Below are 24,403 nucleotides of genomic sequence, written 5' to 3' on the forward strand. Positions count from 1 at the left end.
TCCTTTTTCGTTTAATCCTAACAGTCTATGTCCCCAACTATAGCGTGGCATTGATCAAAGGTCAGCGGTCCATGGCTCAACTTGGGGGAAAACGCAGTTTGGCCGCATAGCTGAATGTGTCGTCTTTTTGGTTATCATTGACACCCAAGTCTCTATTCGCCACAGATATCCTAAGGGGCCTGCGATTGCCCCTTTAGGCTTAGGCCCAAGTATCGCGTCCAAATGACCCTATCAAAGGACGCCACATGCCTGCTCTCAACGCTTTAACCCCCGCTGTACTCAACCGTTTTATCGGCACGCCCACTTGCCCTGTCCTGATCGACATTTGCACCGATGAGGACTTTGCGCTGGACCCCCAATTGATCCCAACCTCACGGCGTCACCCGTTCAAGCAGATCGAAACTTTGGTGCCTGAACTGCAAGGTCAATCCGTTGTTATCATTTGTCAAAAGGGGCTCAAGCTGTCGCAAGGGGCGGCGGCGATGTTGCGCAGTCATAGCATCCAAGCGGACTTTCTGGACGGTGGCCACATGGCGTGGGCCGATGCTGGCGGTTCCTTAATCCCTGCCGCAAAAATCCCCGACACACAAAACGGCAGCACTCTGTGGGTGACCCGCCACCGGCCCAAGGTAGATCGCATTGCCTGCCCTTGGCTGATCCGCCGCTTTATCGACCCAAAAGCGCGTTTTTTGTTCGTACAACCGGATCAAGTGGCGCTGGTGGCTGAGAAATTCGAAGCAACGCCTTTTGACATCGAAGGGGCTGCTTTGGGGCATCACAACGACAAGTGCAGCTTCGATGCTTTCCTCGACCATTTCGGGCTACAAACGCCCGCGTTAACCCACTTGGCGCAAATCATTCGCGCGGCGGATTTGGGGCAATTGGACGAGGTTCCCCAAGCGGCGGGGTTGCAAGCGGCCTCTCTGGGCTTGTCGCGGATGTTCAAGGATGATCTTGAACAATTGGAGGCGGGATTGACACTTTATGACGCGTTTTATTGCTGGGCGCGGGATGCGACGGGCGAAACCCATGATGCAACTTCACATCAGGCGCGCCAATGACCACGCTGACCCAAGCCACCAAGGTCTTTGCCAAAATCGGGTGTCTGTCTTTCGGCGGCCCTGCGGCGCAAATTGCGTTGATGCATTCGGAACTGGTCGAGCGGCATCAATGGCTTAGTGAAAAGCAATTTCTGTCGGGCCTGTCGTTTTGCATGCTGTTGCCGGGTCCAGAGGCCATGCAATTGGCGACCTATGCGGGCTGGCGCATGCACGGGGTGCGTGGCGGGCTGATCGCAGGGGGGCTGTTTGTCTTGCCCGGTGCGCTGGTGATTTTTGCGTTGGCCACGCTCTATGCGCTGTTTGGCAGCTTGGATGTGGCGCAAAGCCTGTTCATCGGGATCAAAGCCGCTGTGTTGGCAGTCGTGATCCAAGCTCTGACCAAAGTCGCCAAGAAAGCCTTCAAGACACCGCTGCAATGGGGCTTGGCTGCCTGCAGTTTTGTGGCTTTGTTTGTCTTTAACTTGCCCTTTCCACTGGTCATCGCTGTGGCCGCTGGAATTGGGTTTTTCGCCACCAAAGCGCAGGGTGGAACAGCGTCGCCTCTAGTGCCGCTGGGCCAAACCATCAAAACAGTCGCCTTCTGGCTGGCCTTATGGCTTGTGCCAATCGCCGTGCTTGATTTGGTCTTAGGGCAAGCCTTCCTGAGTCAGATCGCCACGTTCTTTGCCACCCTCGCGGCGGTGACATTTGGCGGGGCCTATGCTGTTTTGGCCTATATGGCGCAAGAAGTCGTGCAAAACTATGGTTGGTTGACGGCAGGCCAGATGATTGACAGCCTTGGATTGGCGGAAACCACACCGGGGCCGTTGATCTTGGTCACGCAATTTGTGGGCTTTATGGCGGGCTTTGCTGAGGCTGGATTGGGGATGGCTTTTGTTGCAGGACTGATCACGCTTTGGGTGACATTCATTCCGTGCTTTTTGTGGATCTTCGCAGCGGCGCCTTATGTGGAATGGATTTCGGCCCAACCCCGCCTGTCGGGCGCGTTAACGGCAATCACCGCCACGGTTGTGGGGGTGATCGCGAATTTGTCACTTTGGTTCGCCCTGCATGTCTTGTTTAACGACGTCAGCCGCACAGCATTTGGATGGGTGCCGAGCCTAAGCAGCCTCAATTGGCTGGCGCTGGGCCTTAGCCTGCTATCCTGCCTTTTGGTGCTGCGGTTCAACTGGAATATCCTTTGGGTCTTGGCCCTCTCTGCTGGTCTTGCCGTGGTCCTTGCCTAATGCGCCTTTTTCTTTTGACTGTTCTAGCCTTGGTGGCGTTGGCCGCCAATTCGGTTCTGAACCGGCTGGCCCTGACCACGGGCGGCATTGATCCGGCCAGCCTTGCGGTGATCCGGGTCGGGGCCGGGGCCGTGAGCCTGATGATCCTCGTGGCCGTTCAACAAGGGGTGCAGGCCATTACACCACAACGCAGCTTTTGGGGCCCGGCCAGTTTGGTGGCTTATATGCTGGGATTTTCCTTTGCCTACGTCAGCCTTGATACAGGTGTTGGCGCGCTGATCCTCTTTGGTGTGGTTCAAATTACTATGTTCGCGGGGGCCTTGTGGATGGGGGAGGCGGTCACGGCCAAGCGCTGGATTGGGGCTGGGATCGCCTTTATCGGATTGGTTGCTCTGTTATGGCCCGCAACGGCCACAGCGCCCGATCTTTTGGGCAGTGCGTTGATGGCTTTTGCCGGTCTGGGATGGGGCCTTTATTCGCTGCTCGGCAAGGCCAGCACGAACCCTGTGCGCAACACGATGTCCAACTTTATCTGGGCTTTGCCTGTCACTGCTTTGGGCCTGCTAGTGGTGCAAGACATCACACTCAGTCCGCAGGGCATCGCCTTGGCTGCGCTGTCTGGTTCTGTCACCAGCGGGATGGGCTATGCCCTGTGGTATGCGCTATTACCACGGCTTTTGCCCAGCGTCGCTGCTGTTTCACAACTCAGCGTGCCAGTGATTGCAGCCTTGGGTGGCGTGATTTTTGTGGCCGAGCCTATGACAGCACAGTTTATCGCGGCCTGCGTGTTGGTCCTTGGTGGCGTAGCTTTGTCCGTGGTGAACGTTAAGCGGGCGTCACCCGATTGACGTGCCCCATTTTGCGGCCCTTTTTGACCTCGACCTTACCGTAGAGATGGATCGCAGCGGCTGTGCGCGCAATCTCGGGCACGGCCAGAACGTCGTCGCCGATCAGGTTCTCCATCACCACATCTGAATGGCGGGTGCCGTCACCCAAGGGCCAACCAGCGACCGCGCGGATGTGTTGTTCGAACTGGTCCACAAGGCAGCCATTTTGCGTCCAATGGCCCGAATTATGGACCCGTGGGGCGATCTCATTCACGATGAGGCCAGCAGGGGTCACGAATAACTCGACCCCCATGACGCCCACATAGTCCAGACTATTCAAAATCTTAGCGGCCAATAGAACTGCATCCATCCGCAAGGTGGCTGGGATCGCGGCAGGGACAGTCGTTGTGGCAAGGATCCCGTCCTTGTGGACGTTTTCACCGGGATCATAGCACGCCACATCGCCTGCGGGATTGCGCGCCGCGATGATTGAGATCTCTTTGCTAAAGTCGACAAAGCCTTCCAAGACGCTGGGCGCATCGGCCATATCGGCCCAGGCAGCACTTGCATCGCTGGCGTCCTTGAGGCGGACCTGCCCCTTGCCATCATAGCCAAAGCGACGGGTTTTGAGGATTGCAGGTGCGCCAATTTTTGCGACAGCCGCATCCATGTCCGCGGCGCTTTCCACATTTGCATATGGGGCCACGGCAAGGCCTAGATCGGTCAGGAAGTCTTTTTCCGTGATGCGATCCTGAGAGGTCGCCAAAGCGCGCCGGTTGGGGTAGATCGGGGCCAAAGCCTCGAGCGCGTCCAGCGCAGATGTGGGAATGTTTTCAAACTCATAGGTTATGACGTCAACAGCTGCGCCAAAGGCGGCAAGGGCCTCCGCATCCTCATAGGGCGCGCAGGTGTGGGCGTCGGCCACTTGGGCTGCTGGCGCATCAGGGGCCGGATCAAAGACATGACATTTCAGGCCAAGCCGAGACGCCGCAACAGACAACATGCGCCCCAATTGACCGCCGCCCAAAATGCCAATCGTGGCCCCGACGGGCAGTGCGTCAGTCATCGGTTGGCTCATCCGCGATGGATGCGGAAAGGCTGTCGCGCCACACTTCCAAACGCATTGCCAGTTCCGGATCCGTATTTGCCAAGATTGCAGCGGCCATCAGCCCTGCATTTGCAGCCCCAGCCGCGCCAATAGCCATCGTGGCCACGGGAAATCCCTTGGGCATTTGCACGATAGAATAGAGGCTATCAACACCGGACAATGCCTTGGTCTGGATCGGAACGCCGACCACAGGCACGCGGGTTTTTGAGGCCATCATGCCCGGCAAATGCGCCGCGCCACCGGCGCCTGCGATAATGACCTGCAATCCGCGATCAACAGCGGACTTGCCATAGTCCCACAACCGATCAGGTGTGCGGTGGGCCGATACGATTTTGGTTTCAAACGAGACGCCCAATTCATCCAGCAAGATGGCGGCCTCTTTCATCGTCGGCCAATCCGATTGGCTGCCCATGATAATGCCAACTTTGATATCGCTCATAGGACCCTCGTCATTGCAATTGCGCACGGGCTGTCGCCGTGAAAGGCCGCACTATACTGGCGCGCTGCGATTACGCAATAATATCAGGGGTCAATATGTCTTCGATCCGCGCGATCTGATCTTTCAACGCCAGCTTTTGCCGTTTGAGCCGTTGCAGGGTCAGTTGATCTGCGGTGGATTTGTCGTGCAGAGCCTCGATCGACGCATCAAGATCGCGGTGTTCTTGCTGAAGTACAGCAAGTTTGACGCGTAAAACCTCGTCCGTCTTCATCTCTATTTCAGCATTCATGGCTCAAACTTTCAGCACTCAGGCTACAGAGATACGAATTTTTGGCGATTCGGCATAGGCCTAGCCTTGCGAAAGGTTAACCATCGCCCCATATTTTAGACACGGGCCGCCACATAGGGGCCTGATACGGACGTCGCTTTAACCTTTAAGGACGCAAGATGAGTAAACTATTGTTGGGGTCACACCCGTTTCTTTTGGGCTTTGAACAGCTCGAACAGTTGGTGGAACGCACTGCCAAGACCGGCAATGACGGCTATCCACCCTATAATATCGAACAAACCTCGGAGAACTCGTACCGGATCACATTGGCTGTGGCTGGCTTTGCCGAAGCCGATCTGTCGATCACGGTTGAGGACCGGCAACTGGTCATACGCGGGCGTCAGACCGACGACGCTGAAGGGCGATTGTTCCTGCATCGTGGCATCGCGGCGCGTCAGTTCCAAAAAAGCTTTGTCCTCGCCGATGGTGTTGATGTGGGCGGGGCGGACATAAAAAACGGATTGCTGCATGTTGATTTGACCCGTGCCGTGCCCGACAAGATCATTCAGACAATCAAAATCAATGGGGAGACCGCCTGATGGAAACTGCTTATAATTTTGAAGGCCAAACTGACGAAGATCGCACAGTTTATGTAAAGGCTGTCGATGTCGCTGATTTGCCGCTGCAAGTGCAAGAAGAAGCTGGCGAATTGAAACAGCTGTTTGCGGTTCACAATGCACAAGGCGAGCAATTGGCCTTGGTCGCTGGCCGCGCGATGGCCTTCGATTTGGCCCGCCAAAACGACTATGCCCCCGTAACTTTGCAATGACAAAATACGCCGTTGACTGGGTGGACGCCTTTACGGATCGCCCCTTCAGCGGCAATGGCTGCGCCGTGGTCCAAGATGCAGGGGCTTTGGATGATGCCACTTGCATGGCCTTCGTGGCGGAAACTTCGCTGGTCGAATGTACATTCGTCGAACCTTCGGACATCGCTGATTTCAAGGTGCGTTACTTTCTGGCCAGTCGCGAGATCCCCTTTGCGGGGCATCCGACGATTGCAACTGTGGCGGCATTCCTATCGCGCGGAATGGTGAACGGCACCTCTTTGACATTAGAGACGGGTGCGGGCCTTGTGGCGGTCGAGATTGACGCGTCACTCACACCGCCGCGCATTTCAATGACCCAAGTCGCACCTGCGTTTGGGCCAAAACTTGACCCAGTTCTGGTCGCGGCAGTGGGTGGCTTGACAGCGCAAGATATCATCAGTCCTCCGCAAATTGTCTCAACCGGTTTGCCGTTTTGCATTACAGTGCTGGCCAACCAAGGCGCCCTTGATCGCTGCACGCTCGACGTTGAGGCTTTGGCGGCTCTGGCTGCTGCATCTGGCAGTGATGGTATTGATATGATGGAACCTTTTTGGGTGACGTTGGATGGGCAGACCACTTTGTCGCGCCTTTTGATGGCACCGCCCAGCCCTGCGGAGGACGCATTTACCGGCTCGGCCTCAGGGGCGATGGCTGCCTATCTGTGGGCAAACGGGCTGATCAAATCGCCGCACCTTCGGGCGACCCAAGGCCATATGTTGGGCCGGTTAGGGCAGGCTGATGTGACGGTGCAGGGGCCACCGGATGCAATAACAGGCGTCCAAGTCGCGGGCCAAGCCTATGTGTTGATGTCGGGTGAATTGAGCCTCTGATAGCGGGCTAAACTAGACGGATTTAAGGAAAAAGGGCGCAACCTGAATGGTCGCGCCCTTGAATATCGGGCATTACGTTTTCAAAGAAAACATGTGGCCCAACGACCTTGCCGAATTAGGCTTTGATCAAACCCATCGATTCCAACTTCAGCAAAACCTGATGGGCGCAGTTGTCGACGTCTACATTCTCGGTCTCGACGCTTAACTCGGGATCAACGGGCACGTCATAGGGATCGGAAATCCCTGTGAATTCCTTGATCTTGCCTTCGCGGGCCAGCTTATAGAGGCCCTTGCGGTCCCGGCGTTCGCATTCCTCGATGGACGTGGCTACATGGACCTCAACAAAGGCACCAAAGTTTTCGATGTCCTCACGCACAGCGCGACGGGTTGTGGCATAGGGTGCGATGGGCGCACAGATGGCGATGCCGCCGTTTTTGGTGATTTCCGAGGCCACATAGCCGATGCGACGGATGTTCAGATCGCGGTGTTCTTTGCTGAACCCCAACTCAGACGATAGGTTTTTGCGGACCAAATCACCATCCAACAAGGTCACAGGGCGACCGCCCATTTCCATCAGTTTCACCATCAACGCATTGGCGATAGTGGATTTGCCGGAACCGGAGAAGCCAGTGAAGAACACGGTAAAGCCTTGCTTGGCCCGTGGGGGACGGGTTTTGCGCAGTTCTTCGACCACAGTGGGGAAGCTGAACCATTCTGGGATTTCCAGACCTTCGGCCAAACGGCGACGCAATTCAGTGCCCGAGATGTTTAGGATCGTTACGTTTTCCTTGTCTTCGATCTCGTCGGCTGGCTCGTATTGGGCGCGTTCTTGCACATAGACCATGTGCTTAAAGTCGACCATTTCGATGCCCATTTCCTCTTGGTGCTCGCGGAACAGGTCCTGTGCATCATAGGGGCCATAGAAATCTTCGCCTTGGCTGTTGTTGCCGGGGCCAGCGTGGTCGCGACCCACGATGAAGTGCGTACAGCCGTGGTTTTTACGGATCAAACCGTGCCATACGGCCTCACGTGGACCGGCCATACGCATGGCCAAGTTCAGCAGGGACATGGTTGTTGTGGCCGCAGGATATTGATCCAAAACAGCCTCATAGCAGCGCACGCGGGTAAAGTGATCGATGTCGCCTGGTTTGCCCATGCCCACAACGGGGTGGATCAGCAGGTTGGCTTGGGCTTCGCGGGCGGCGCGGAAGGTCAGTTCTTGGTGGGCGCGGTGCAGCGGGTTGCGGGTTTGGAACGCAACCACTTTGCGCCAGCCCATTTTGCGGAAATAGGCGCGCAACTCGTTTGGTGTGTCGCGGCGGGCGCGAAAATCGTAATGCACCGCTTGCTGGATGCCCACGATCGGACCGCCCAAGTAAATTTTGCCAGCTTGGTTATGCAGATAGTTCACAGCAGGGTGCGCGTCATCATCGGCGCCGAATACTTTTTCGGCTTCCTTGGCCTTATTTGGCTCCCAACGGTCTGTGACCGTCATCGTGGCCAAGATCACGCCCTCAGGGTCACGCAATGCGATGTCTTGGCCAATTTCAAGACCGGCGGCGAACTCTTCACCCACATCCAGCGTGATCGGCATTGGCCAGAGGCTGCCATCTGTCAGGCGCATTGTGTCGACGACGCTGTCGTAATCTGCCTCGGATAGGAACCCTTTGAGCGGGTTAAAGCCACCGTTCATCAGCAGTTCCAAATCGCACACCTGACGCGCTGTCAGATCGTGGCTGACCAGATCCGCGGCCTCCAGTTTCAGCTTTTGCGCACTGTCATACGAGACAAATAGCTCGGGGATGGGGGCAAGGTTATTTTGCATCAATTTGGTCCTATTGTTGAGATGGGAAAGTCCAGACGTCGTGCCGGTTAGTTCAGCATGGAGAGCGTCGTATTCTGCGAATTTTCGTTTCAGGAAGTTTTCGGTCAGGCGGTTCTTTGCGCCCGCCCCTTTGGCGGTAAGGGCGTATTCAAACCGCTGGCGTTTGTCGGGGCCGTTGCGGTCGCTTATTTTCACGAGGCCTTGTTCTGTGGCCAGCTTCAACAGCGCATTGAGCCTGCCCAATGAGACGGACACAGCCTGTGCAATCGCCCGTTGCGATGCATGAGGGTCAATATCAAGCTGGCGCAGCAGCTTGAACATATCATCCTCTTGATCGAGGGAGGTTTTGACAGGCGACTGTGCCATGACGGGTTACATACGACTCACTATGTGTTCATTCGTGAACTCACTTCGCATATAAAAATGCGTTCAGCAATGAACATACTTGCGACAAACTGTTTCGGTTTTAGGGATTGGGTCTTTTGGGTCACGTTTTACCGCGGCGCAATTGCGCATTTGGGGTGCCTTTAGATCAAAAAAGCCGTCAACAATGCGGCAAGCCCAAGGATGCAAGTGCCCAAAAAGACCTTAACTGCAACTTGTCCGGGCGTATTTGAGCGCCTCAAAAGAAGGCTCAGGATCGATCCAACTGCGATGATTAAAACACTGAGGGCCGTCAGGGCGCTCAGCAGTGGCATGAGCCGCGCGCTCGGCGCAACGGCGTCTGGGAAAACGGTCAACACGACCAAGGTTAATCCCACATCGGCGATGAACACTACGGCAGCAACGGTTAAGCCCAACCACCACACTTTCCTTGCTTGCCAGGCCGCGACCAGTCCAAGAATTGCAGCAACCATGGGTATTGCAACGGCCAAACTCACCATAAGCGCCACGCCTTAGCATAGTGGCAACACTGACGGTGATGCAGGATCGCGAACACTTTACGTGTTTGCTATTCGCTTTCCGCCAAGAACCGTTCAGCCTCGAGAGCAGCTTGGCAGCCCATGCCTGCGCTTGTGATGGCTTGGCGGTACTGCCAATCCGTGATGTCGCCTGCGGCAAACACACCGGGGATCGAGGTCTGGGTGCTGTCGGGTTTCGTGACCACATAGCCACCCATATGGGTTTCAAGCACGTCTTTGACCAATTCATTGGCGGGTGCATGGCCGATGGCAACAAACACGCCTTTGCACGGGATGTCGGTGATCTCATCGGTTTTGACATTGCGGACTTTGATGCCTTCGACGCCCAAGGGGCTGTCTTCGCCGTAAACCTCTTCCAATTGGTGGAACCATAGTGGTTCGATTTTGGGGTTTTTCATCAAACGGTCTTCGAGGATCTTTTCGGCCCGCAATTCATTGCGGCGGTGCACCAATGTGACCTTGCTGGCAAAGTTCGTTAGAAATAGCGCCTCTTCTACAGCCGTGTTGCCGCCGCCGATCACAACGATCTCTTGGCCGCGATAGAAAAAACCGTCGCACGTGGCACAGGCCGATACGCCAAAGCCTTTGAATTTGTCCTCTGACGGCAGGCCTAGCCATTTGGCACGCGCCCCTGTGGCAAGGATCACGGCGTCTGCTGTATAAAGCGTGCCACTGTCGCCCTTTGCCTTGAACGGCCGTTCGCTGAGGTCCAGATCGTTGATGATATCCCCAATGATTTCGGTGCCCATAGCTTTGGCGTGATCTTGCATGCGGATCATCAGGTCGGGGCCTTGGACCTCGGTATCGCCGGGCCAGTTTTCAACTTCGGTCGTGGTGGTCAGTTGTCCGCCGGGTTCGATGCCTTGGACCAAAATCGGCTCCAGCATGGCGCGGCTGGCGTAAACACCGGCTGTATAGCCGGCGGGGCCTGAGCCAATGATAAGGACTTTGGTGTGACGGGTTTCGGACATAAGCGGCAGCCTTTGAGCAATACGTTAGACCTTGGATATAAAGAGCCTGAGAGGGCGTGAAAAGGGGCCTCGTGTCACAAAGCAGTGCAGTGATTTTTTGCGCTAGGATTATCGAGCGCGACTTATTATTGCTCAATGTTGAAATATTGTTGCGCAAGTTCCAGCTGTGGCGTAAGTAACCAAAAGCCAGAAAGGGAATACACATGCCGGGATCCAGACTAGACCCAATCGATCGAATGATTCTTGCGCATCTGCAAGCCGATGGTCGGATGACCAATGTAGAGCTTGCCAAACGTGTTGGGATTTCTGCGCCACCGTGCCTGAGACGGGTGCGCACCCTTGAAGAAAACGGTTTCATCAAGGGCTACCACGCCGATGTGGACGCCCGCGAGTTAGGGTTTGAAGTACAGGTTTTCGCTATGGTGGGTCTACAAAGCCAAGCGGAAAGCGATCTGGCGGCCTTTGAAGACAAGTGTCGTGCGTGGCCGTTGGTGCGCGAGTGTCATATGCTCAACGGCGAAGTCGACTTTATCCTCAAATGCGTGGCACCGGACCTCAGCACCTTTCAGACCTTTTTGACCTCGGATTTGCTGACCGCGGACAATGTGGGCAGCGTCAAAACATCGCTGGTGATCCGCGGTGCCAAGGATGCCGCAGGCGTGCCCTTTGAAGTGCTCGAAGACCGTTTGGCCCGCGAGGCCTAGACCTCCTCAGGGTTGCCAATATGGGATCGAAACACCCTGTCGAGCGTATCCATATCTGTTGGGCCGCGCACGATGCGCACCATTTGGCCGTCGCCGTTGAACAGCAACAAAGTGACGTGGGACACGCGGTGGACCGCGGCTAAGGTGCGCCCTTCGGTTGTGTTAAGGTTGGCCACTAGAAATTCGTAACTGTCATCTTCAAAAGCCCGCAACGCGCGGCGTGACTGGCGTTGCAACGTTGCACATAGTTGGCAGTTCGGGTCATGGATCTGGACAATGCTGGGGGTGCCTCGACCAATTTTAGTCAAGTCCGCCTCGCAAATGGTGGCTTCCACGGATTGGATTGAAAAATAACCCGCCCCGCCCAAAATCGGGAGGGCCACTACGCCATTGCGCAACCACCGCAGCATCTGCCGCCTATTGGGGCCGTGATTGGAGGATTGCGCCGTTTGCGTGGATTGAACCGGTTGTTTGGTCTTTGATCGTTTTGACTTGCGCTTTTTCATCGCTGTCCCCATTGGTTTTGCTCAAAACAATGGGGCAGGGTTCAGGTCTAAAGCCAATCACGTTCGGTTGAAGATAAAGGTTTTATGCCGCCGAAACTTGCTCGCGTTCCAGTCTTGGATACAGAAACGGTCCGAAGTCGCTCACCAGTTCCAATTGTGGGAACAGCGACAGATAAAGCCCACGCATGCCGCCGCTTAGCCCGTTGTGAAACGCATAGCCCGGGTGATAGCTTTCCATTTCCAGGCCATTGGCCGTCACAATTGCGTGGCGGTCAAAGGCGATGTGGAACAGGTCTGTCGGCGTGGGCGGCGTGACCGATATAACATTTTCCCAATCGACCAGATCCGTGGCTGACACCAAGGCTTGCGGTTTGCCGATACGTTCCTGAACTTGAGCACCCGATTGCAACAAATAGGCATGGCTGCCCAGCAGCAAATCGGGCATCGGGCGGCCAAGACCAAAACTGTCGGCAGACACGCGGATCATTTTACCCATTTCCGGCGATTGACCTTGCCATTCGGGCACCATTTTGACTTTGCCGATCCATTGAACCGGCAAGCTGCCATCATCGCGGGTTGTCAGCAGATCACCGGGCAACAAGTCTTCGATGGCGATAGGGCCCATAGGCGAGGCCAGCAAAGTGCCGCGCGCAAAGGCTGCAAAAGCTGTCTCGAAAATCGGCAATGCAGGCGCGATTTGTGACATGTTTTCAATTGTTTGATTGGAGGACAGATGGGTCACCTCATACTTGCGCATAAGAGGCTGACTGCGCTGAGGGGACCCATCTTGCTGTCCGATCCGGCTGGAGGGTGCCGGTATTCTTGCTTGCGCTGTGAGGCTGACAGCGCGGGTTGGGATCGTCATGAAACCACCTTTTGGGTTGCTTCATTGTTGGTCCCCACCAACAACAACGAACTGTTGATTTGTTTGTTGAGACTAAGATGGTGGAAGAAATCGCTAGGGTCAAAATTTTGCCCTGATCACCGAGATTCTGGAAATAGTTGACCAGAAAGTCGGCGTTTGTTTCCTCAGACGCAAATCCATCGCCATATTTGCCCTCTGCGGGTGTGAATTCCCCGTAAAGAATCGATTCCCCCGGCCCAAGTGACTGGCCACAAAAAAACCCACCGTCTGCAGGACAGACGGTGGGAAAAGTACACCTGATAAACGTCTTTGGAGGGCGTTATGCTGTTGCGGCGAGGCGCATTTGTGCTTGGCGCTGGAGGCGGGCCAAGCGTTTGGCGCGGCGTGCTTTGCGATCGAAGGGCATTTGAACGTCCTGCTTTGCAGCTTCTGCGATCATGTTTTGGATCCAGCGTGGCTTGTGTTCCATGGTTTTCTACCTCTCTCGTGCTCAATATTTGGTTTCGACGTCTATTGCGTCTGGATTGAGAACAATCTGACCTCGCACTGCGGCAGGACTGGGGCAGAAACTAGGAATTTAGAAAAATTTTCGGAAATTTGTCAGGGTGTGTGTAGGTCGTGGCCAAGGGTGCCACAGGCCCTAAAAACAAGGGCTTTTTCCAATAGTGAAACAGTCATGGGGTAAATTTGGTTATTGTTTCGGGCTGAAATGTGGCAAGGGCCGCCCAATTTGCCGTGTTTGGATCACAAACGGATGCAGGCAATCAATCGGCCGTAATCGGCTTCTTTTTGGTGTACGCTGCGGCGGTAGCTAAAAAAACGATCGGGATCTGTGTAGGTGCAATGTCCTGTCCAACTGGCCGCAACACCTGCCTCGCGTAGGCGCATCAGGCCAAAGCCGGGCAGGTCAAACTGCAGGCGGTCCCCACGGCCATTGGCAAAGTACTGGGTCGATCTGTCGTCTTCGGCGACAAATGTCTCAAAAAAGTCTGGGCCGACCTCATAGGCGCGTTGCGAAATGCAGGGGCCGATGACGGCTGTGATGCGATTGCGCTGGGCGCCGTGATCGACCATTGCCTCGATTGTGGCCTCTAGCACACCATAAAGGGCGCCTTGCCATCCCGCATGGGCGGCCCCCACAACGCCTGCCTCGCGGTCCGCAAAAAGAACCGGCTGGCAATCAGCGGTCAGGATGCCCAAGGCCAATCCCGGGGTACGGGTGACCATCGCGTCGACTTTCGGTTTTTTATCGAACGGGTTTTCTACAAGGACGACATCCGCCGAGTGGCATTGATGGACGGACACCAAGCTATCGACCTGCAGATCCATCGCAGTGGCGACCCGTTGACGGTTTAGGTGCACCATATCGGCCTGATCACTGCTGCCTTGTCCGCAATTGAGACCAGCAAACACACCACTTGAGGCCCCCCCCTTGCGCGTAAAGAACCCGTGTTTGGTGGGCAGTAGGCTGTCGTGGGTTAAAATCTCTAGGCTCATATCCGTGCGCTCATGTTTCCAATCCGGCAGGGGCCGCGGCGTGGTGTGGCATCAACCCCATGACTTTAAAGAGCGTCCCCATTTCTGACGGGTGGGTCAAGCGCCGGTGTGCATTGATGTGCTGCTCTAGGGGGTTGCCACTTAGTTTTGCCGCCAATTGCTGCGCACGTCCGGTGATACCGAGCCGTTCCAGATAAACACCTTGTGGTGTCAGACGCGAATGGGCGCAGGTGGCGGCAATCGCCAAGGCCTCGAAATCCACATGGGCGGTCAAATCTGCAGCACCGGGTTGGGCAAAGGGATCGACAAATGTGTGATCTTGTACAGCCTGCAACGTATCGCCTTGGGATCCCCAATCACCGTAGTCGATGATCAAGCCTGCACCGCCAAAGGCCTCGATCCGGTGGCTGATCTCGCCTATGATACCGGGGGCGGCTGGGGCGAGCTCGACCAGATCACCGTCTTTGGTATCGTCTAGGCGGGCCTCCAAGGCGGCCAAGGGGGCGGGTTGGGTCAGCCCCACGTGCAGTGCATCGTCTTTGACGCCCACAACCCGCTCGCACCAGGCAGCACCCCTGCGCTGGAACTGACGAATAGGCAGCGCGTCAAAAAATTCGTTGGCGATACAGTATAGCGGGGCTTCGGGCAGGGTGGTGACTGTCTCGTGCCATGTGACGGTGTCCCCCAACAGTTGGGCCTGAGCCGCGCGCAGGGGCGGCGACGTTTCGATCAGATGCATCTGTGCCGCCTCGGCAAATCCTGGGACGCTGCGGGTCGCACGGATCACATCCGCAATCAGCGTGCCACGCCCCGGACCCAATTCAGCCAAGACAAACTGTGAGGGCGCGTCCTGATCCATCCAAGTTTGCGCCAAGGACAGGCCGATAAGCTCGCCGAACATTTGGCTGATTTCAGGGGCCGTAATAAAGTCACCAGCAGCCCCCAGCGGATCACGCGTTATGTAGTAGCCGTGTTGGGGATGTTGCAGGCAATCGGTCATATAGTCTGCAATGGTGATAGGCCCATGGGCCGCAATGCGCTGGATCAAAACCTCGGAAAGGGTCATGGCCGCTGGCTGCGTGCAACCAGCCACAGCCCGATTAGGATCATGGGGATCGATAGCAATTGTCCCATGGTCAGCCCGTAGCCATCCAAGTGTAGCGCCAGCCCCAATGGATTGCCGGGACTGATAAATTGCGCATCAGGCTGGCGGAAAAATTCAACCAAGAACCGCGCGGCCCCGTAGCCTGCGAAAAATACGCCGGTCAGCAAACCGGGGCGTTTGAACGCGCCGCGCCGGAACGCCAGATAAAGCAGGATCGCGCCAAGGATCAGGCCTTCGAGTACGGCCTCATAGAGTTGTGAGGGGTGGCGGGCGCAGATCTCGATCAGCGGGCCGCAGTCTTGGGCTTCTGCCACGGGAAACACGACGCCCCATGGCATATCGGTCTGGCGGCCCCACAGTTCCGGTTTGATAAAGTTCGCAACCCGCCCCAAAAACAGGGCAGGGGCCGTGGCAATCGCCAGACAATCGGCCAGCGACAGCATCGGGATTTTATGACGTCGACAGAAATAGATCGCCACGGCGACGACGCCTGCAAACCCGCCGTGGAAGGCCATGCCGCCTTGCCAGACCTTTGGAATGTCTTGCGGGTTGGCGGCATAATAGCTGGGTTGATAGAACGCCACAAAGCCCAAACGACCACCGATAATGACCCCGAAGATCACCCATGTCAGCAGATCCTCGACCAGCTGGGGCGTCATAGGGGCGGTGCTTTCGCGCCACAGTACTGGACGTTTGACAGCCGTGACGACAATGCGCCAGCCGATCAAAATACCGACAATATAGGACAAGGCATACCACCGCAGGGCCAGTTCAAACCCAAACAGATCAATGCTAAAAATCTCGGGCGAGATTTGTGGAAAAGGGATCGCGGCCAACATAAGGCAACTCTGTCAATTATGGGTGCGGCGATGTCAACAGCCCCGCGCACTTGTGATCCTCGCGCAACCGCCCCATATAGAAGTCAAATGAAAACGGAGACTTCGGCCATGCAAACCCGCAACAAAATTCTCGATGATTTGTCGCAACTTATGACCAACGCAATGGGGGTCGCTCAGGGCGCTAAATCCGAAGCGGAAACCGCGATGTCTTCTATGATGGATCGGTGGCTGGCAGATCGTAATTTTGTCACGCGCGAAGAATTTGATGCAGTGCGTACAATGGCGCAAAAGGCCCGCGAGGAGAATGCTACCTTACTGGCCCGCATCGAAGCACTGGAAGCCAAAACCAAGTAACAGCGCTAGACTAAGGGCAGGCCTCCCAAGAACTGGCCTTGCTCGGTTGTCTTTGCGCGGCCAAACTCGATGATCGATATTTGCCATCCCAGTTCTTGGGAATAGTCACAAATGTATGTGGCATCGGCTTTGGTCAACTCAACACCACTGCTGCTGAGGGCCACCCATTCCACAATGACTTTGGTGGCCCCGCCGCGCAATTCTTCGGCGTCGGACATAGTGAATGTGACCCGATCGAAATCGCTTCTTATCAGATTGTCGCGAAATGTATTCAGCACGAACAGCCCTTGGGCCGCGTCTTTGATGACAATAACCTGAGTATCGATATGCACGGCTGTCGGCAGCTTTAGGATCGTCTTGAGGTCTTGCAGGGTTCCGGTGTTAAAGGCCTTGGCCATGCCTTCAAAAAATTCAGTTAGCTTCGTCACTTTTGGGTCCACAAGTGTTGTATATTGAAAAGAACTGGTGAACGCAGCGGTATCGGTACTCACAGCGACCTAACGTCAAATTGCGCCAAAAGGAAAGGGCGCCCGGGGCCTTCCCTACATTTTTCGCAAAATAAAGCGTCACTGGGCAAGCTATCCACAACTTATTGTGGGTCCCCCCAAATTATAGCTTTACACAATGTCTTTCTGCCCTCACCATATCTCGTAGGTGCTGTGAAACGACCCACCGCACCTAGAGCTGGCACCTAGCGTTAGGGGCGCTGCCAAGACCCCAACGCACGAGCAGAAAGGGTTGCACCATGGCACTGACTGAAAGCTTCATCGAACAAGAAGACCTGCATCCAATCGACATCGTCGAATATATCGCAGAGCATCACGATTGGGATTTTGATCGCGTTGCAGATGACCAAATCGCAATGGCTGTGGAAGGCCAATGGCGAACCTATTCCATCACGTTGGCATGGTGCAGTTTCGACGAAACGTTGCGGTTGATTTGTACCTTCGAGATGGAACCGCCTTCGGATAAATTGGGGGACCTCTATGAGGCCCTTAACAAGGTGAATGACCAGTGCTGGGCCGGGGCCTTTAGCTACTGGACCGAACAAAAGCTGATGGTCTACCGCTATGGCTTGATCCTTGCAGGGGGCCAACAGGCCAGTGCAGAACAGATCGACACCGCGATCAATGCAGCTGTGATGTCGGCAGAACGCTATTATCCAGCCTTCCAGATGGTCACATGGGCCGGGCACACCGCTGAAGAAGCGATGCAAGTTGCCATTGCAGAGGCCTACGGTCGCGCCTAACACTTGCCCCCAAAGAGAGGGGGGCAGATGTCACAAAACGTTAAACTTGAGAACGGTCTGGTTCTGCTGGGCTGTGGTAAGATGGGGTCGGCTTTGTTGGCGGGCTGGTTGGCGCAGGGGGTCTCGCCTGCGACTGTGTGGGTTTTAGACCCCAACCCCAGTGAATGGCTTCAGGCCACTGGCGTGCACATCAATGAAGGCATTCCCGCGGAACCGGCTGTGGTTTTGGTGGCTGTCAAACCGCAAATGATGGGCGAGGCCCTGCCAGTACTGGCTGCGCTGGGCAATGGCGCGACTTTGTTCGTGTCCGTCGCCGCAGGTACTCCCATTTCGGCATTTGAGGCAGCGCTGGGGGCGCAATCGCCTATTGTGCGCGCCATGCCCAACACGCCAGCGGCGGTTGGCAAGGGCATTACAGCGCTGATTGGGAATATCAACACGTCGCCTGCGCAAATGGAATTGGCCGAGACGTTGATGCGGGCTGTGGGCCAAACGGTTCAGTTAGACGCCGAAGCGCAAATGGATGCAGTCACGGGCGTCTCAGGTTCGGGCCCGGCTTACGTGTTTCACTTGATCGAAACCATGGCGCAGGCGGGCATCGCCCAAGGATTGCCACCGCAAATGGCTATGGCCTTGGCCAAAGCGACCGTGGCCGGGGCAGGGGCCTTGGCCGAAACAGCCACAGAGGAACCCAGTCAATTGCGCGTCAATGTCACCAGCCCCAATGGCACCACCCAAGCAGCGCTTGAGGTGTTGATGGATCCGACCACTGGCTTTCCCAACTTGATGACCAAAGCCGTGGCCGCCGCCACAGATCGATCCAAGGAGTTGTCGAAATGAGCGACCAAATCAGTTTTGACCAGTTCATGGCGGTCGATATTCGCGTAGGCCAGATCGTGCGGGCCGAGCCTTTCCCTGAGGCCCGCAAACCCGCAATCAAACTGTGGGTCAATTTTGGTCCTGAAATTGGCGAGCGTAAATCATCGGCTCAGATTACCAAGCACTACACACCCGAGGGCCTTGTGGGGCGGCGCGTCATGGGGGTGGTCAACTTCCCACCGCGCCAAATCGGCCCTGTGATGTCCGAGGTTTTGGTGCTGGGCGTGCCCGACGCCGACGGCGAGGTGGTCTTGATAAAACCTGACATCGAGACACCTTTGGGCGGGAGGCTTTTTTAATATGACACAAACTCTTTTGATCACCCGCTGCTTGCCCGATAGCATTGTGGCCACGGCCCGCGAGCATTTTGACGTGTCCTACCGCGATCAGACCAATGTGATGAGCGTGGATGAAATGGTTGCGGCTTTGCGTGAGTATGATTTGATCCTGCCCACGTTAGGCGATCAATTCAGCGCCGAAGTGTTTGAGGCTGTTGAGGCCCCACGTTGCAAATTGCTGGCCAACTTTGGCGTCGGCTACAACCATATCAACGTGGACGCCGCCCGGGCCAAAGGCATTGCTGTGACCAACACACCCGGTGCGGTGACGGACGCCACAGCGGACACGGCCCTGACCTTGATGTTAATGACGTGCCGCCGCGCGGGCGAGGGCGAGCGAATGGTGCGTGCAGGTCAATGGGACGGCTGGCACCCGACCCAAATGCTGGGCCTGCATATGTCTGGCAAGACGCTGGGCGTTGTTGGCATGGGCCGGATCGGCAAGGCCATCGCCCATCGTGGGCATTTTGGCTTTGGGATGAAGATCGTGTTTCATAACCGTAGCCAAGTGGCCGATCCGGGCATGCCTGCCACGCAACTTGGCAGCCTGGCCGAGGTTATGGCCGCTTCAGATGTTGTGGTTGTTGCTGTCCCCGCCATGCCGGCCACGCATCACCTCATCAATGCCGAGGCGCTCGCGGCCATGAAACCAACGGCGCATTTGGTCAATATCGCGCGAGGCGACATCGTTGATGAGGCCGCTTTGATCAAGGCCCTTCAAGAGGGTCAAATTGCAGGTGCCGGGTTGGATGTATACGAGTTTGAACCCAAGGTGCCGCAAGCGTTGATTGATATGGACAACGTCACCTTGCTGCCCCATCTGGGCACCGCTGCCTTGGAAGTCAGAACAAACATGGGCGAAATGGCGCTGGATAACTTGATGGCCTTTACTGCGGGCAAACCACTGCCCAATGCCGTCTAAGCCCCAGTTTCTTTAGTTTTGAAATACCTACAGGCCGATGCGTCAGCATCGGCCGCCCCCCGCGACCGCGCAGCGGGCGCAAAACCTCAAATATCGCCAACAGCCTCGCGCCAATGGCGTCTGCACAAAGACACATAGGTCTCGTTCCCGCCCACTTGCACCTGTGCCCCTTGGGTCAACACTTGTCCCTGATCATTCTGGCGCACCACCATGGTGGCTTTCTTGCCGCAATGACAGATCGTGCGGACTTCGCGCATTTCATCAGCCAATGCCAGTAAGGCTGCTGATCCGGGAAACAGGTTGCCCTGAAAATCCACGCGCAACCCGTAACACATAATTGGGACGCCCAGATCATCTACGGCGCGGGCCAGCTGCCAAACTTGATCATGGCTTAAAAATTGCGCCTCATCGATGAACACACAGGCACAATCGCCTGCTTGCAACCGATCCGAAATTTTGGCGAACAGATCCTCACCGACCCCAAAGGTATCGGCCTCTTGGCCAATGCCAATGCGACTGGCGATACGGCCTGATCCAGCGCGGTTATCGAACTGTGCTGTCAGCAAATACACCTGCATGCCGCGCTCGCCATAGTTATGGGCCGCTTGCAGTAACACAGTCGATTTGCCTGCGTTCATAGTGGAATAATGGAAGTATAGTTTGGCCATAAGGCCCTTATGCCACGCAAATTTTCACGCGCAAGCAAGAGTACGGGTGGGGATGTCCTGACCCAGTAATTGAGCCAGGACGCACCACTAATTAATCTACACTACGGGGCCTTGCCAAAACCACTCACCAGACGCGCATAAGGGCCGAAACCCTTGGGGATAATACTGCGACGCCTTCACACACACGTTTGACAAGCCCGCTGCACGACTGCAGGTTACCCTGCTTTGTCGTCCCTGTGACAAAAGCACAGCGGACCCCACCCAAACCAACGCTGGGGACGTCGGTCACTCTTTACGATCTCAAACCACTGAGATTGAGACGAAATTGTCATTGGCAGAGGCTAAAAATAATGGGAAAAGGGATTTCAAATTCCCCCAACACTCAGACTGGGGGGTAAAACAGGGGATGAGTATGAACGGTTTGGGCAGTTATTTGAAAAAGCACACCGAGGCGTTGGTTAAAGATGTGGGCATTGAGCCTGCATGCGATTTGACAGGCAAATCCAAAGCAACCTTGGGCCGGTATTATTCTGATAACGAAGAACATGCCGACCGGTTTATGCCTATTGATGCTGTGGCTGCTTTGGAAAAGGCTGCTAAATATCCCCATGTTACCAGTGCCTTAGCCGAAGTAAACGGGATCACCCTTAGCTACGATCCCGAACGCCGCAACTCGGATGAAAACGCCAACGTAAACTCAGATGTGATCGCGCTCAGCCAGCGGTTTGCAATGCTTATGGCTGAATATAACCAGTCCATCGAAGACGGCATCATCAGTGTGAACGAGGCAAAACGCCTGTTGCGCGAGACCTCGCAGTTGCAGCGCGTTTTGATCGAAATGAAAATGCATTTGGAAGAAGAATCCGGCGAACGGATTTAGATTCTTGGCGACAGACGCAAGCTATGGTTGAAACACCAGACACATTTGGCCCGCCGAGCAGCCTTTTGGCTGAAGCTTTACCTGTGATTGACGCAAGGGCATTGGTGTCTGCTGCGGATGATTTGCATCCTCCACGCATCCTGTTGCTCTACGGATCTTTGCGCCAGACGTCTTATTCGCGATTGGCTGCAGAGGAATGCGCGCGGATTTTGACCCATCTGGGGTGCGAGTGCCGTCTCTTTGATCCGCGTGGCTTGCCCCAGCCTGACGATGCCCCGGACGATCACCCCAAAGTCGCAGAGTTGCGCGAACTTGCCACATGGGCCGAAGGGATGATCTGGTCCTCGCCGGAACGGCATGGGGCCATGACGGGCATCATGAAAAGCCAGATCGATTGGCTGCCCCTGTCTATGGGCGGGGTGCGTCCGACCCAAGGCAAAACCCTGGCCGTGATGCAGGTCTCGGGCGGCTCTCAATCCTTTAATGCTGTCAACCAGATGCGCATTCTGGGGCGTTGGATGCGGATGATCACGATCCCTAATCAGTCCAGCATTCCAAAGGCTTGGCTAGAGTTCAAAGACCAGATTTTGCCCGCAGGATCGTTCTATTCGCGCCTCGTGGATGTCTGCGAGGAACTGGTGAAATTCACCTATATGACCCGCGGGCGGTCCGATTATTTGGTAGATCGTTATTCAGAACGGCTGGAAAGCGTCGAAAAAGCACACGAGCGTGTGTCCAAGATCTAGGCGCGCTTTAGCAGGACCGATCCCACCGAATACCCCGCCCCAAACGAACAAATCAGCCCCAGATCACCACTGTCCAAATCATTGGAATACTTGGAAAATGCGATGATGGACCCAGCCGAACTGGTATTGGCGTAATCTTGCAAGATGTTGGGCTGTTCCATTGGTTCGGGTTTGCGACCGAGGACTTTCTTACCGATGAAGTCGTTCATGGTTTTATTGGCCTGATGCAGCCAAAGCCGTTTAAGGTCTGTGGCCGCAACACCGTCATCCGCCATATGCTCTTGAATATGGGCGGAGACCAGCGGCAGAACTTCCTTGAATACTTTGCGCCCATTTTGCATGAATTGCATGTCGCGGCGGTCCTCCAATGGACCGTGGCTGCGTCGTAAGTATCCGTTATTGTTGCGAATATTGTTGCTAAACTGCGTCGCACATCGGGTGCTGAGGATATCAAAATGATCGCCTGTGGCGTCTTCTTTGCGTTCCAACACAGTTGCTGTGGCCACATCGCCAAAAATGAAATGACAATCGCGGTCACGCCATTCCAGATGGGCGCTACAAATCTCGGGGTTCACAATCAAGGCCTTGCGCACGGATCCTGCGCGGATCATGTCAGCCGCTGTTTGAATGCCAAAGGTCGCCGACGAGCAGGCCACATTCATATCAAATGCCATGCCGCCTGCACCGATAAGTTGCTGAATTTCCACAGCAATTGCAGGATAGGCACGTTCCATATTGGAGGCAGCACACAGAACCAGATCGATCTCTGATCCATCAATGCCTGCCTGTACCAACGCCTTGTTCGTGGCGTCTTGGGCCATTTCGGCCATCAGACTTGGGGCTGCATCGTCACGGCGCGGGAAGATCGGATGCATAATTGCGGGGTCCAAAATACCGGCCTTGTCGATCACATAGCGCTGTTCGATCCCGCTGGCGGCCACGATAAAATCGCTGCTGGAGTGGGCCTTGGCCTCGACCTTGCCTGCCTCAATCGCGGCTGCATTGTCTGCGTTGAACGCATCCACATAGGCATTAAACGCAAGGACCAATTCGTCATTTGTGATGATGTGCTCAGGTGTGAAAACGCCTGTGCCCGTAAGTGCAACGTCGTGCATTGTGCCCCCCAAAAGTTAACGCAGGGTGGGGCTAGAGCGCGCAGGGGTCAAGGGCGACGTCGCGTTGATTTTTAGGCGGTGGGACCATCTTCCAATAGGCGACATTTTTAGCCGGTGTCACAGAGGTGTCTTGGACTTCGAGCTTGGCCAGAAAGTTACGGTCTTTGGCAGGTTTTTGCGTGCAGACGACACGGAAGATATCCGACAGGATCGATGCGTTGTCGCCAAAATAAGTGTGTCCGAAGAAATCAGATTTAAATCCAGAGGCATCGATGTATTCGATCCCGTCCATTGCTGAAATGCCCTCCGAGGTATCGCCCAACCGAATTTGTCCATTCACCTTTTCCGAGGCCAAAAGCGCCGTGTCGCCGTCGCTGGCATAGACCGTGGCCGGATTGGTCAGCTTGCGAAAACTGGGCAGCAGTTGTTGTTTGAAAACATCGGCATCAATGTCAGGGGCAGCCAGCACAACTGTTGTGATTTTCTCAGCGGCTTCGGGCGTGTCGCGGATCAGTGCATCAAGGCCCCGCGACAGAACGCGGGTGCCCATAGAATGGGCGATGACGATAATGCGATCTGCATCGCGAGAGGTCAGATCCTTGAGGACTTTGGTCATGTCCGGCACGGCCCATTGCGCAGTTTGCGCGTCCACGGTGTAGGCGCGTGTGCGGGCCTGAGACGGCCAGCTGAAAAACATTGCAGGCCCATGAAAGGCAAGGTCATAAACCACTTGGCCCGTGCGCCGTGCGGCCTTGTCATAGCTGGTATTATAGCCGTGCACGAACAGCAAAATCGCCTTGTCGCTGCGGTCTGCGAGCTTGGCGTTGATGTCCTCCAACATGCGCTCGCGGGACCAGATATTTGCAGTTTGCAGGACCACGTGTTTTTCGGGATCCGGATTGAAAAATTTTGAGGCAAGCCAGCTTTGGGATTCCATCGTGCCCATTTTGTGTTCACGCGGAATGCTGACGGTCACAGTGCCGTATTCCAGCGTGCCGCGCGCATTGGAAAACTGGCTGGCCGGATCGCCTTCTTTGATCTGGCTGGCGCTGGCTTTTTTGCGATTGGTGGCAAAGTACAGCTCGACGGTTTTGTAGTCCTTTTCTTCGCCTTCAACTACGGTTTCTTCAACAATAACAGGGGCTTCCATTACTGATTCTTCCGACGTATCACCAGGATCGGTTGAGCCCACGGCACTGGTTTCTGGCGCTGGCGCAGGCGTTGGTTCGGGCATCGGGACTGGCATCGGCACAGGTTCTGGGGCCATTTCGGCCATAGGCGCCTCCTGCGGCGCCATCACAAAATAGGCAATGCAAAGGACAACCAAAAGGGCGAGCGGGACGAGGAATTTCGAGCGTAAATTATTCATAGGTCGGAGCCTAATCCTGCA

General features: G+C 55.6%; 30 protein-coding genes. 14 read left to right on the top strand and 16 right to left on the bottom strand.

Annotated features, from left to right (window positions below; genetic code table 11):
• The first annotated feature begins 245 nt into the window (after positions 1–245).
• The 3 genes from ACIRQ6_RS03760 to ACIRQ6_RS03770 are packed head-to-tail and all read left to right on the top strand — an operon-like array spanning position 246 to position 3,135.
• Complete coding sequence (locus ACIRQ6_RS03760; RefSeq protein ID WP_420862803.1) at positions 246–1,061, top strand: chromate resistance protein ChrB domain-containing protein; 816 nt, start codon at positions 246–248, stop codon at positions 1,059–1,061.
• On the top strand, positions 1,058–2,287 hold the full coding sequence (gene chrA, locus ACIRQ6_RS03765; RefSeq protein ID WP_420862804.1) for a chromate efflux transporter: 1,230 nt from the start codon (positions 1,058–1,060) through the stop codon (positions 2,285–2,287). Before ACIRQ6_RS03760 ends, chrA begins: the two co-directional genes overlap by 4 nt.
• Complete coding sequence (locus tag ACIRQ6_RS03770; protein WP_420862805.1) at positions 2,287–3,135, top strand: DMT family transporter; 849 nt, start codon at positions 2,287–2,289, stop codon at positions 3,133–3,135. The genes chrA and ACIRQ6_RS03770 overlap by 1 nt, the downstream gene beginning before the upstream one ends.
• On the opposite strand, the gene ACIRQ6_RS03775 is transcribed toward ACIRQ6_RS03770, so the two are convergent.
• The 3 genes from ACIRQ6_RS03775 to ACIRQ6_RS03785 all read right to left on the bottom strand — a co-directional run bounded on the left by ACIRQ6_RS03775 (position 3,113) and on the right by ACIRQ6_RS03785 (position 4,950).
• Positions 3,113–4,180 (bottom strand): 5-(carboxyamino)imidazole ribonucleotide synthase, encoded by a 1,068-nt coding sequence (locus tag ACIRQ6_RS03775; RefSeq protein WP_420862806.1) that lies wholly within the window; start codon positions 4,178–4,180, stop codon positions 3,113–3,115. The genes ACIRQ6_RS03770 and ACIRQ6_RS03775 overlap by 23 nt on opposite strands.
• Positions 4,173–4,661, bottom strand: coding sequence for a 5-(carboxyamino)imidazole ribonucleotide mutase (gene purE / locus ACIRQ6_RS03780; RefSeq protein ID WP_420862807.1), 489 nt, complete (start codon positions 4,659–4,661; stop codon positions 4,173–4,175). Before purE ends, ACIRQ6_RS03775 begins: the two co-directional genes overlap by 8 nt.
• A 70-nt stretch (positions 4,662–4,731) precedes the next feature.
• On the bottom strand, positions 4,732–4,950 hold the full coding sequence (locus ACIRQ6_RS03785; RefSeq protein WP_420862808.1) for a YdcH family protein: 219 nt from the start codon (positions 4,948–4,950) through the stop codon (positions 4,732–4,734).
• A gap of 158 nt (positions 4,951–5,108) precedes the next feature.
• Between ACIRQ6_RS03785 and ACIRQ6_RS03790 the strand changes: the two genes are divergently transcribed.
• The 3 genes from ACIRQ6_RS03790 to ACIRQ6_RS03800 are packed head-to-tail and all read left to right on the top strand — an operon-like array spanning position 5,109 to position 6,627.
• On the top strand, positions 5,109–5,528 hold the full coding sequence (locus ACIRQ6_RS03790; protein WP_420862809.1) for an Hsp20 family protein: 420 nt from the start codon (positions 5,109–5,111) through the stop codon (positions 5,526–5,528).
• Entirely contained in the window at positions 5,528–5,758 is a 231-nt protein-coding gene (locus ACIRQ6_RS03795) for a DUF1150 family protein (RefSeq protein WP_420862810.1), read from the top strand. The genes ACIRQ6_RS03790 and ACIRQ6_RS03795 overlap by 1 nt, the downstream gene beginning before the upstream one ends.
• Positions 5,755–6,627 (top strand): PhzF family phenazine biosynthesis protein, encoded by an 873-nt coding sequence (locus ACIRQ6_RS03800; RefSeq protein ID WP_420862811.1) that lies wholly within the window; start codon positions 5,755–5,757, stop codon positions 6,625–6,627. Before ACIRQ6_RS03795 ends, ACIRQ6_RS03800 begins: the two co-directional genes overlap by 4 nt.
• 115 nt (positions 6,628–6,742) lie before the next feature.
• Here ACIRQ6_RS03800 and ACIRQ6_RS03805 read toward each other — a convergent pair whose 3' ends face one another.
• The 3 genes from ACIRQ6_RS03805 to trxB form a co-directional block, all read right to left on the bottom strand.
• Positions 6,743–8,818, bottom strand: coding sequence for a bifunctional sulfate adenylyltransferase/adenylylsulfate kinase (locus ACIRQ6_RS03805; RefSeq protein ID WP_420862812.1), 2,076 nt, complete (start codon positions 8,816–8,818; stop codon positions 6,743–6,745).
• A 161-nt stretch (positions 8,819–8,979) separates the two neighbouring features.
• A complete protein-coding gene (locus tag ACIRQ6_RS03810; RefSeq protein ID WP_420862813.1) occupies positions 8,980–9,309 on the bottom strand; it encodes a hypothetical protein in 330 nt (109 codons plus the stop codon).
• Between the two features lie 95 nt (positions 9,310–9,404).
• Entirely contained in the window at positions 9,405–10,346 is a 942-nt protein-coding gene (gene trxB / locus ACIRQ6_RS03815) for a thioredoxin-disulfide reductase (protein ID WP_420862814.1), read from the bottom strand.
• Between the two features lie 203 nt (positions 10,347–10,549).
• Here trxB and ACIRQ6_RS03820 point away from each other — a divergent pair, with 203 nt between their 5' ends.
• Positions 10,550–11,050 (top strand): Lrp/AsnC family transcriptional regulator, encoded by a 501-nt coding sequence (locus ACIRQ6_RS03820; protein WP_420862815.1) that lies wholly within the window; start codon positions 10,550–10,552, stop codon positions 11,048–11,050.
• Here the strand turns inward: ACIRQ6_RS03820 and ACIRQ6_RS03825 are convergent.
• The 6 genes from ACIRQ6_RS03825 to lgt form a co-directional block, all read right to left on the bottom strand.
• Positions 11,047–11,556: a hypothetical protein gene (locus ACIRQ6_RS03825; RefSeq protein WP_420862816.1), complete on the bottom strand. Its 510-nt coding sequence runs from the start codon at positions 11,554–11,556 to the stop codon at positions 11,047–11,049. The two genes, ACIRQ6_RS03820 and ACIRQ6_RS03825, sit on opposite strands and share 4 nt — an antisense overlap.
• An 82-nt stretch (positions 11,557–11,638) precedes the next feature.
• The gene (locus ACIRQ6_RS03830) at positions 11,639–12,421 is read right to left on the bottom strand and encodes a Hint domain-containing protein (protein ID WP_420862817.1); all 783 of its coding nucleotides are present in this window, start codon (positions 12,419–12,421) and stop codon (positions 11,639–11,641) included.
• Positions 12,422–12,740: 319 nt separating this feature from the next.
• Positions 12,741–12,890: a hypothetical protein gene (locus ACIRQ6_RS03835; protein WP_420862818.1), complete on the bottom strand. Its 150-nt coding sequence runs from the start codon at positions 12,888–12,890 to the stop codon at positions 12,741–12,743.
• A gap of 275 nt (positions 12,891–13,165) precedes the next feature.
• Positions 13,166–13,918, bottom strand: a complete 753-nt coding sequence (pgeF, locus tag ACIRQ6_RS03840; protein WP_420862819.1) for a peptidoglycan editing factor PgeF — start codon at positions 13,916–13,918, stop codon at positions 13,166–13,168.
• Positions 13,919–13,928: 10 nt separating this feature from the next.
• Positions 13,929–14,984, bottom strand: a complete 1,056-nt coding sequence (locus ACIRQ6_RS03845; RefSeq protein WP_420862820.1) for a class I SAM-dependent methyltransferase — start codon at positions 14,982–14,984, stop codon at positions 13,929–13,931.
• Positions 14,981–15,862 carry a prolipoprotein diacylglyceryl transferase gene (lgt, locus tag ACIRQ6_RS03850; protein ID WP_420862821.1) on the bottom strand — a complete coding sequence of 294 codons (882 nt, stop codon included), beginning with the start codon at positions 15,860–15,862 and terminating at the stop codon, positions 14,981–14,983. The genes ACIRQ6_RS03845 and lgt overlap by 4 nt, the downstream gene beginning before the upstream one ends.
• A gap of 108 nt (positions 15,863–15,970) precedes the next feature.
• On the opposite strand from lgt, the gene ACIRQ6_RS03855 reads away from it, so the two are divergent.
• Complete coding sequence (locus tag ACIRQ6_RS03855; protein ID WP_420863846.1) at positions 15,971–16,216, top strand: accessory factor UbiK family protein; 246 nt, start codon at positions 15,971–15,973, stop codon at positions 16,214–16,216.
• A gap of 5 nt (positions 16,217–16,221) precedes the next feature.
• On the opposite strand, the gene ACIRQ6_RS03860 is transcribed toward ACIRQ6_RS03855, so the two are convergent.
• A complete protein-coding gene (locus tag ACIRQ6_RS03860) occupies positions 16,222–16,644 on the bottom strand; it encodes a hypothetical protein (RefSeq protein ID WP_420862822.1) in 423 nt (140 codons plus the stop codon).
• A 317-nt stretch (positions 16,645–16,961) separates the two neighbouring features.
• Here ACIRQ6_RS03860 and ACIRQ6_RS03865 point away from each other — a divergent pair, with 317 nt between their 5' ends.
• The 4 genes from ACIRQ6_RS03865 to ACIRQ6_RS03880 are packed head-to-tail and all read left to right on the top strand — an operon-like array spanning position 16,962 to position 19,604.
• Positions 16,962–17,465 (top strand): YbjN domain-containing protein, encoded by a 504-nt coding sequence (locus ACIRQ6_RS03865; RefSeq protein WP_420862823.1) that lies wholly within the window; start codon positions 16,962–16,964, stop codon positions 17,463–17,465.
• A gap of 27 nt (positions 17,466–17,492) precedes the next feature.
• Positions 17,493–18,305, top strand: a complete 813-nt coding sequence (gene proC, locus ACIRQ6_RS03870) for a pyrroline-5-carboxylate reductase (protein ID WP_420862824.1) — start codon at positions 17,493–17,495, stop codon at positions 18,303–18,305.
• Positions 18,302–18,643, top strand: coding sequence for a tRNA-binding protein (locus tag ACIRQ6_RS03875; protein WP_420862825.1), 342 nt, complete (start codon positions 18,302–18,304; stop codon positions 18,641–18,643). Before proC ends, ACIRQ6_RS03875 begins: the two co-directional genes overlap by 4 nt.
• A gap of 1 nt (position 18,644) precedes the next feature.
• Positions 18,645–19,604, top strand: coding sequence for a 2-hydroxyacid dehydrogenase (locus tag ACIRQ6_RS03880; RefSeq protein WP_420862826.1), 960 nt, complete (start codon positions 18,645–18,647; stop codon positions 19,602–19,604).
• Between the two features lie 86 nt (positions 19,605–19,690).
• Here ACIRQ6_RS03880 and ACIRQ6_RS03885 read toward each other — a convergent pair whose 3' ends face one another.
• Entirely contained in the window at positions 19,691–20,272 is a 582-nt protein-coding gene (locus tag ACIRQ6_RS03885; RefSeq protein ID WP_420862827.1) for a thymidine kinase, read from the bottom strand.
• A 412-nt stretch (positions 20,273–20,684) separates the two neighbouring features.
• Here ACIRQ6_RS03885 and ACIRQ6_RS03890 point away from each other — a divergent pair, with 412 nt between their 5' ends.
• Together ACIRQ6_RS03890 and arsH are read left to right on the top strand one after the other, a co-directional pair.
• Complete coding sequence (locus ACIRQ6_RS03890) at positions 20,685–21,152, top strand: hypothetical protein (protein ID WP_420863847.1); 468 nt, start codon at positions 20,685–20,687, stop codon at positions 21,150–21,152.
• Between the two features lie 23 nt (positions 21,153–21,175).
• Entirely contained in the window at positions 21,176–21,898 is a 723-nt protein-coding gene (gene arsH / locus ACIRQ6_RS03895) for an arsenical resistance protein ArsH (RefSeq protein WP_420862828.1), read from the top strand.
• Here arsH and ACIRQ6_RS03900 read toward each other — a convergent pair.
• Together ACIRQ6_RS03900 and ACIRQ6_RS03905 are read right to left on the bottom strand one after the other, a co-directional pair.
• Complete coding sequence (locus tag ACIRQ6_RS03900) at positions 21,895–23,013, bottom strand: beta-ketoacyl-ACP synthase III (protein ID WP_420862829.1); 1,119 nt, start codon at positions 23,011–23,013, stop codon at positions 21,895–21,897. The genes arsH and ACIRQ6_RS03900 overlap by 4 nt on opposite strands.
• 31 nt (positions 23,014–23,044) lie before the next feature.
• A complete protein-coding gene (locus ACIRQ6_RS03905) occupies positions 23,045–24,382 on the bottom strand; it encodes an alpha/beta hydrolase (RefSeq protein ID WP_420862830.1) in 1,338 nt (445 codons plus the stop codon).
• Positions 24,383–24,403 lie beyond the last annotated feature (21 nt).

This window comes from Algirhabdus cladophorae (genome assembly GCF_044772865.1).
Taxonomy (GTDB): domain Bacteria; phylum Pseudomonadota; class Alphaproteobacteria; order Rhodobacterales; family Rhodobacteraceae; genus Algirhabdus; species Algirhabdus cladophorae.